This window comes from Herbaspirillum lusitanum P6-12 (assembly GCF_000256565.1).
GTDB classification, from domain to species: Bacteria; Pseudomonadota; Gammaproteobacteria; order Burkholderiales; family Burkholderiaceae_D; genus Herbaspirillum; species Herbaspirillum lusitanum.
In genome coordinates this window covers 1-803 of record NZ_AJHH01000364.1, presented here as the reverse complement: position 1 = coordinate 803, position 803 = coordinate 1, and the positions used below count along the sequence as shown (strand labels likewise).

The window sequence follows — 803 nt, the reverse complement described above, 5'->3', positions numbered from 1 at the left end:
TTCGAGCAAGCCGGTCGCGCCCATCACCGGGCGCGCGCGCGCTCGATCTCTTCGCCCAGCGTGCGCCCGGTCACCGTCAGCGCCTCCAGGCGCAGCAGCGGCTTGAGTTCGCGCAACAGCGTCGCCATGCCGCCGGCGTGGTGGAAGTCCTCCATGTAATGTTTTCCCGAAGGCTTCAAGTCCAGCAGCACCGGCGTCTCGCGGCCCATGCGGTCGAGTGCGTCCAGGTCAATCTCCAGGCCCATGCGGCCGGCGATTGCCGTCAAGTGCACGATGCCGTTGGTAGACCCGCCGATGGCCAGCAACACCCGCATGGCGTTTTCAAACGCGGCGGGCGTCAATATCTTGTCGATGGTCAAACCGTCGTGCGCCATCTGCACCGCCTGCGCGCCGGTTTCTTCCGCCACGCGGATGCGATCCGGCGCCAGTTCGACCGCCATCGATTTCGACAGCATGTTGACCGCACCCTTGGAGCTGTTGTACCAGGTCAGCCCGGGACGCGGACGGATGCCCGCCACCGAACCGATATTGAGCATCACGCCGCCACGGTCCTTCTGCTGCGCATTGCGTTCGCGCATCAGCGGCAGCACCGCGCGCGTCATGTGGTAGATCGACTTGACGTTGATCGCGTACATGCGGTCGAAGGTCGCCTCGTCGACATCCAGCATGGGCTGGTTGCGGTGCGTGGTGCCGGCGTTATTGACGATGATGTCCGGCACGCCGAAGCGGTCGACGCAATGCTTGACGGCTGCCTTGACGTCGGTCGCGCTGGTGACGTCGCAGATCACGGCGCTGGCAGCGCT

General features: G+C 65.3%; 1 protein-coding gene. It reads right to left on the bottom strand.

The features are described 5' to 3' along the window. Positions 1–23: 23 nt before the first annotated feature. The coding region (locus HLUSI_RS28195; RefSeq protein ID WP_040503399.1) for an SDR family NAD(P)-dependent oxidoreductase at positions 24–803 on the bottom strand (780 nt) is incomplete at its 5' end.